The organism is Oleiphilus sp. HI0117 (genome assembly GCF_001635235.1).
Genome location: NZ_LWGA01000694.1, coordinates 1 through 6,951 on the forward strand (window position 1 = coordinate 1; position 6,951 = coordinate 6,951).

The 6,951-nt window shown below is 44.5% G+C and carries 7 protein-coding genes and 4 tRNA genes; all 11 read right to left on the bottom strand.

Annotated elements, in window-relative coordinates:
* On the bottom strand, positions 1 to 587 hold a 587-nt coding region (locus tag A3757_RS09965), incomplete at its 3' end, for a GTP-binding protein (protein ID WP_156506269.1).
* Between the two features lie 113 nt (positions 588 to 700).
* A tRNA-Thr gene (locus A3757_RS09970) sits at positions 701 to 776 on the bottom strand.
* 15 nt (positions 777 to 791) lie between these two features.
* A tRNA-Gly gene (locus A3757_RS09975) sits at positions 792 to 866 on the bottom strand.
* A 10-nt stretch (positions 867 to 876) separates the two neighbouring features.
* Positions 877 to 960: transfer RNA gene (locus A3757_RS09980), tRNA-Tyr, on the bottom strand.
* Positions 961 to 999: 39 nt separating this feature from the next.
* Positions 1,000 to 1,075, bottom strand: a tRNA-Thr gene (locus A3757_RS09985).
* Between the two features lie 39 nt (positions 1,076 to 1,114).
* Positions 1,115 to 1,759 carry a hypothetical protein gene (locus A3757_RS09990; protein WP_068553511.1) on the bottom strand — a complete coding sequence of 215 codons (645 nt, stop codon included), beginning with the start codon at positions 1,757 to 1,759 and terminating at the stop codon, positions 1,115 to 1,117.
* Entirely contained in the window at positions 1,759 to 2,502 is a 744-nt protein-coding gene (locus tag A3757_RS09995; protein ID WP_068553512.1) for a type III pantothenate kinase, read from the bottom strand. The genes A3757_RS09990 and A3757_RS09995 overlap by 1 nt, the downstream gene beginning before the upstream one ends.
* Positions 2,502 to 3,455: a bifunctional biotin--[acetyl-CoA-carboxylase] ligase/biotin operon repressor BirA gene (birA, locus tag A3757_RS10000; protein ID WP_068553513.1), complete on the bottom strand. Its 954-nt coding sequence runs from the start codon at positions 3,453 to 3,455 to the stop codon at positions 2,502 to 2,504. The genes A3757_RS09995 and birA overlap by 1 nt, the downstream gene beginning before the upstream one ends.
* A 98-nt stretch (positions 3,456 to 3,553) precedes the next feature.
* The gene (locus tag A3757_RS10005) at positions 3,554 to 6,061 is read right to left on the bottom strand and encodes a DUF6160 family protein (protein ID WP_156491798.1); all 2,508 of its coding nucleotides are present in this window, start codon (positions 6,059 to 6,061) and stop codon (positions 3,554 to 3,556) included.
* Positions 6,062 to 6,070: 9 nt separating this feature from the next.
* Positions 6,071 to 6,610, bottom strand: a complete 540-nt coding sequence (locus A3757_RS10010; RefSeq protein ID WP_068514093.1) for a DUF6160 family protein — start codon at positions 6,608 to 6,610, stop codon at positions 6,071 to 6,073.
* Between the two features lie 10 nt (positions 6,611 to 6,620).
* Positions 6,621 to 6,951: hypothetical protein (locus A3757_RS10015; RefSeq protein ID WP_231878248.1), on the bottom strand; the 331-nt coding region annotated here is incomplete at its 5' end.

Sequence of the window (6,951 nt, forward strand, 5' to 3'; positions counted from 1 at the left end):
TCGTTATCATCTTCGCCGTTCAATGCCATCAAAGCAGAACCTGCGATAATTGGCGTATCATCACCTGGGAACTCATAAGTGTCTAGCAACTCACGAATTTCCATTTCAACCAATTCAAGCATCTCGTTGTATTCTTCTGAACCTGCACCACCACAGTCTTCAGCCAACAAGTCAGCCTTGTTCAAGAATACTACAATGTAAGGTACACCTACCTGACGAGACAAAAGGATGTGCTCACGAGTCTGAGGCATAGGACCATCAGTCGCACCACAAACCAAGATAGCACCATCCATCTGAGCAGCACCTGTGATCATGTTCTTAACATAATCGGCGTGCCCTGGGCAGTCAACGTGAGCGTAGTGACGATCAGTTGAATCATACTCAACGTGAGACGTCGCGATAGTGATACCACGTTCTCTTTCTTCTGGTGCGTTATCGATGTTTGCGAAGTCAACCTTCTCACCACCGAATACTTCTGCACATACACGCGTTAACGCTGCAGTCAAAGTTGTTTTACCGTGATCAACGTGACCAATAGTACCTACGTTGACGTGTGGTTTATTACGTTCAAATTTTTCTTTTGCCATCCGAACATCTCCTCAAAAAATATAGCTCGATTGCGGACACTGCGTCTCGGCCAGCTAGAACCAGCATTGACCACACACAACTTAAATTCAATAAAACCAAGCAATAACACTCATGGAGCTCATAACCGGAATTGAACCGGTGACCTCCACCTTACCAAGGTGGCGCTCTACCGACTGAGCTATATGAGCAACGAATTTATTACTTGGAGCGGGCAGCGGGAATCGAACCCGCATCATCAGCTTGGAAGGCTGAGGTAATAGCCATTATACGATGCCCGCCACATAAAACTGGTGGAGGGGGGTGGATTCGAACCACCGAAGCTTACGCGTCAGATTTACAGTCTGATCCCTTTGGCCACTCGGGAACCCCTCCAGCTAGAATCGTAAAGACTCTAAAGAACTCAAAACAAAATGGAGCTGGTGGACGGAATCGAACCCCCGACCTACGCATTACAAGTGCGTTGCTCTACCGACTGAGCTACACCAGCTGCACACCCTCATTTCGAGAGGCCGCTATACTAAGTGAACTATTTTTCAGATGCAACACTTTTGCAAAAAATTTCTCTCTTCTTTGCACCTGTTGATAACAATGCAGCAATTTCGTCTATTTTCTCTTGGTTTTCAGCAGCATAATCAAGCCCGTACTCCAACCAAAAACTCGTTTCAGACTTCTTTTTCTCGAAAATGCTTGGCGCCATACCACTTTTCTTTACTTTTTTTGCTAACCCGCGCGCCAAATCTATATTTTCAAACACCCCTAAAGAATAAGCCCCACTTAATTCTCCTGAAGAAATCTTATACGTGTCGACCTTAATCTCAAGCAATCTTTGCTCTAGATCTTCAACAACATCTTTCTTCGCGATATACACCCAATAAGAGGGCGCCTTATCAAGAGTTTGACCTACAATCTGAACCTCACCAGTCCCCGGAAGCACTCTCTTTTTTTCCAATTCCAACTCAGCCCTATTATCAAAAGGCCCCAGCAACTCACAACGCCTCGCTATTGCCTGTTTATCGCCACCCGACGATGAAATATCCGACAACAATACTATACGTTTTACTGCCTTATTTTCCTGAAATTCTGGACTCACACCCTGCTCTCGATGCTTCACCCACTGAAAAGCAACCAGACCTACATTCACAACCAATAACGCTATAAACACCCACTTCATTAGTGTAGCTCCCCCTCAAGCCTAGATCCGAACAGCCCAGCCATCCCCTCAAAGACCAATACAGGCCTCAATTCGTAAGCCCCCACGATAAATCCGGCGATATATTTAGCATCACCACCCGTAAGTATTACCTTGTTAATACCATAGCCCTGACACTGTGACTCTAAGTAGCTTATAGTTTGACTCACCATAATATGAACACCATTAACAACACACTGCTCAGTATTCCTGCCTGGAGATAATCCACACTGCACATCATCATCTAATACAATTTTCGATGTCCCCGCCACAAGCGAATCCTGCAACATTTTGCAACCTGGAAAAATATAGCCACCAATATGCCGTCCATCTCCGTCAATCAAGTCGGCCGTCAAGGCACTACCGCTATCGATTACCATACAAGCGCCTTGATACAGATCGCGCACGGCTGATATTACCAGGCAGCGATCAACCCCCAACCTTTTCACCTCATCGTAAGCAAATTGCTGCCCGCTCATATCATCATGAGAAATCGCATAAATCTTAACATCCACCATACGCTGGAGCGCGTCAAGCAGACTATCTAGTACTTCAGACACCCTAACAGATGCTACCAGCACCCTATTAAATGACATGCCACCCAACTCTGCTGCCAGCAAAGCAGGATCAAGCGCCGACAACAACTCCTCTCCCGACCTTATGATTTTATTATTTTCAGCTAAACACCACTTGATCCGTGTGTTGCCGCAATCTAATAGAAGCATCAGCCTAACCTCACCGACACCTCACCTGCGTTAACCGCAGATAGTGCTCCATCAACCTCTAATAAGAGCGCGCCAGATAAGTCAACTCCTCGCGCAATACCAACTATTGCACCACTGTTGATTTCAACCACTTTACCCGCTAAAGCATCAAATTTGTTCCAATCCGACAAAAAATCCTTAAAGCCACCCAACTTAAAACGCTCTAAGTCACAATACAAACCACTCAATAAGTTGCCAGCTAGCTCATTCCGACCAATATCCGATACTTCGGACAAAGCTGACCAAGCCTGCTCAATCACTTCCGCATCCTCAGGCTTCATATCAACATTCAAACCCAGACCAACCACAACCCGCCAACTCGTTGTCGCCTCTCCATGCAACTCAACCAAAATACCTGCTAACTTTCTTCCACTTAACCAAACATCATTCGGCCACTTTAACTCAACGCCACTAACACCAAGTGATGCTAGCGTCTTCACAACAGACAAACCAACCACCAAACTTAGCCCCGATAGAGCTTCTGCCCCACCATCAAGATTAAAAGCAATACTAAGATAAATATTTCTCGCAAAAGGACTAACCCATTTTCGGCCACGACGACCTTTTCCGGCCGTCTGATATTCTGCCAAGCAACTCTCGTATAAATTTCCTTCGAGTTGCTTTTCCAATAAGTGAGTATTTGTTGAATCGGTACTTAAAAGCACCTCAATAGAGATATTTTCGACAGCTTGAGCTGCCATATACGACTGAATAGATTTACCACACAATAGATCAAGCGGTCGCAACAAACGATAGCCGCGCCCTTTTACTGACTCCAAGGGTAAACGCAACTCCTCCAATTGACCTAACGCTTTCCACACTGCAGTTCGGCTTACACCCAAAGTACGACCAAGGTCCGACCCTGAATGGAATTCACCATCCGACAAGAGATTTAAAATAGAACGGAGTTCCATAAGGGAAACCAAAAAGAAATGAAGCCGCGATTATAGCGACTTCGAAAGCATTATCGCAATGCCATCCTTATTAAGGCAAGAAAATGTAAGCGCCAGCTTTAATCTATTGGCGTAGCAGTAATATCAGTTGTGATATTAAAGTTCTGTAGCTTCATTCCGTATAGCAGCGTTGACTCACCACCGACAGAGTGGCTGAGATTAACTCTTTCAAAATCAAGCTCTTTGAACTGCGTATTTGTTCTCATCGCAACACCTACCGGTCTATTTGCAATATCTGCAGCAGTCATATCTGAAGGAGCCTTGTACTCATAGGAGCCATCAGGCAACATAACCTTTTCCCAACCCTCTTCACCGTAGATATTATTACTATCGAAGCCTGTCGACTTCTTAATAACCGGAGCGCGAGCAATATCCATGTTGTATTCTGTCTGAATCCCAAAATCGTCAGACAAATTGTTCCCGTCATTGGTCGTATAATTATCAAATATTAACTTTAGACCCGTTCCCTTATCGGGCGAACCAGTACCCTCGCCATCGCGCCCGACATGCCAAGTTAAGCGATTTCTCTTTCCTTCAGAATCAATCTTCGACTTAAAGTGCCGTTTAGATGTTATTGTTAAGCCCTGGTCCCCACGATTTTCCCAGCGCCCGTTATCAGCAATACAATCACCCTGGCTAGCTCCGACACCACCAATACAAACATCTCCAGCACCACCAGTTGATATCAAGGTCTCAGAACCAGCATGATAACTCTCTACTACAAGCCCGCCAAAGCTAGCGTCAGCAGTGCGTTCACCTATTTTAAAGTCTGTAACATCCAACCGACTCCAACTTTCACCTTCATAAATCTTTAATCCGTCACTTGTGACATCTAACATCATGTCACGCAAGTGCACATCATAATTCAGCCCACTTAACCAGATTCCATTCCCAGTCCCGTCAGCCTCTAAATAGGAACCCATAATGCCATCACTAATTGATATATCGGAATTTACTGTAATTCCTTCGCTGCCTTCTCGCCCACCAGCCCCAAGTGTAATATGGCCATTAAGCGTTCCTTCCAAAGAAGGTGAACCTAACAAACCAGGAAGCCCCTGCACTCCCTGTGCAGACCCAAGCTTCTCATTCTTTAAATCCTCTTTATCCCCGGTACTCTCAGCAACCCGCACTCCCTCAATTTGATAGCCAAAAGCAAGATCTTCAAAACCAAGCCTTAGACCATCAAAAAACACGTCATCATTTGGCAAGTCTGCAGTAATATCGATAGTGATATCTCCATCAACATAAGCAGAAAGAGAACTCAACATCAAAGAATAACCATCATCGGTGTATACAAAGTTAGATTGATTTGTGTCACCAGCGATACTTAATTGAGTATCAAGACGTAAACCTTGATTGCCAGCCTCTGTATTACCGCCAGCTTGAACCAAGATTTTGTTGGTTCGACTAACACCACCCCAAACGGAGTCGGCGTAGGTCAAAGCAATATCGAAAGAACCTAGTGACTTTAATTGAACAGGGTTACCCGCGACATATTGATCAATATTTGTTTTAGTTTCACCCAAAACAAAATCCTGAACATGCAGATCTATCGCTAACTGTTCAAAGGCTAAAGCCAAGCCCACACCATGATAAGCGTCACCTGAATCCTCATCATCCAAAATATCTAGCGTCATGTTGACCAAATCTGTTGACCCGGTAATACCCAAAGCACCTACCCAGTAACCTGTATCTGCCCAGTCAGTATCATCACCCCACGCTACATCCAAGCGATTAAACTGGTTCGATGAATTGATCGTCATTCCTGTAAGACCATCAGCGCCGCCCGCGGCAATTAACAAATCAGAATTAACATCCATATTAATCCACAAGCTACCGTAACTTGCTAAAGGCGCGCCCGACGTAACATCATTAGTTACCCCGTGATTTAACGCGTTATTACTATACCTAATGGCATCTACACTTAGCTCTGCCTTTAGGTTAGGCATTGATAAGTTAAGCTGTCCTGCCTCGGTCACCCCAAACACCGTACCCAAAGATTCGACATCCAAACTTAAACCATCCAAGAAAAACTCATTGCCATTAGTGCGATATCCTAAGCGCCCATTTTCGACGGTAAAATCAATATCATACAACCCACCCAAAACATTGTTAGCACCGTGTCTTGTATTACCTCTGTTGTGCACCAAGATAGAGCCATCAATCTCGTAGTCAATAAAGAAGCCCCCTATACTCGGATCTGTTACAAGTGAAGGCAGGCCCGGCGCATCAACAAAACGAATTTCCTCTATTTCGAACCTTGCGACATTTCCAGAAGAAAAGGCAAACTTTATATCGCCGTTATCAAGAATATCAAACTCTAATCGGTGCTCTGCCAACTGCCCAGGATCTGCAGCAGAGCTCATCTTGACACCCTGCAACGCTATACCCAAACCATCATCAAAATAGGCTATCTCACCCACTGAAAACTTCGATTCTAGGTCAACAGTGATTCCCGACTGCCCACTTACACCCGACAAAAACTCATCACCAAGTGCTTTTAGCTCCGCAGCGCTTATTTGTGGGAGAATAAAAAGCATTAATGTTATTGATAGTCTATTTATCATCCGTAATTCCTAAGGCGTTGGAAAAACCAACAGGTTACCCTGCAAAGTGAGATCACCACTCATCTCGACAGTCATTAAGTCGACCTGCTGATAGTCTGAACTATTACTTGGACGGTCTTGGTTTGCAGTCGCGAGCGTATACTGGAAGTCGTTCATGCGTATACTCTTAGGCAAGCCAATTTCGATCACATCCCGATTAAATAGCAGACCGTCACCACCAAAACCATCTGCAATATCTCTCAGTCTAAACGTAAGACCTTCAAAAGAGACTGAGCCTTGAATATTATCAATCGCAAACCAGCCTCCATCATTCTGAGTCTTAAAAGCTAAGCGCGCCCCACATACTTTTTGACTATTTGAACAATCTCCAAAGTAACCATGGCTGTCAGAGTCATTGAACGCCCCACCCTCTTCGTTGATTGAAACTTCACCTGTTAAATAAACACCACTTTGCCCTGTCACCTCTGATAGATCTGAGTCATCAATACTTGACATCTCTGCATTAGCGAGCCCGGCAGTAAGCATAAAAATTAGTACCCGAAACAACATAAATAAGCCTCTAGTTAGGATCCAAGTCCCGAAATTTAACATCCATATACTGGACCAATATCCCTTCAATTCGCTGCTCGCCTAAACTTGTACCACCAATGTCTAAATCACCGACAATGATATTGCTACGATACTCACCATTCGTATAATAATCGTGAAAAAAGTCATGCGCTGCGACAGCATCCGGGTCAGCTAAATCGTATGAACCATCAACAACATTAATCTTATCCATATATGGATGTGTAATTTTCGCTATTTGAAGAGTAAGCCCACCGCTTGTTGGTAGATTGCTAGATCCATCTACCCCGATGTATAAGGGCTGGAACGTGTGACCTAAAGCC